We start from the raw sequence: 244 nt of genomic DNA, 5'->3' as shown, positions 1-244 counted from the left end.
ACGTGGATGTTGTGCACGATCTGCTTGCGCACGTACACCGGCGCGCCGTAGCGCTCGAGTGCCTTCTCGACGGCGATGACCGCGCGGTCCACACCCGCGCAGTAGCCGCGGGGCGCCGCCAACAGCACCTTCTTCTGTCCGGGGACGGGGATATCCTGGAGCCGCCCGCGTCGACCCGGGATCCGGGGAACGGGCAGGTGGACGGCAGGTGTGCTCACTCCTCGATTCTACCGGGGCGCCCCTG

Annotated in this window: 1 pseudogene; it reads right to left on the bottom strand. The window is 69.7% G+C overall.

Going from position 1 to position 244, the window contains the following annotated elements:
- Positions 1-152 (bottom strand): annotated as a pseudogene (locus ACZ3HG_RS24590) (hypothetical protein); the annotation flags it as partial.
- Between the last annotated feature and the right edge of the window lie 92 nt (positions 153-244).

This window comes from Erwinia sp. PME.40.26/001 (assembly GCF_055556675.1).
This window is presented reverse-complemented; position numbering and strand designations above follow the sequence as displayed.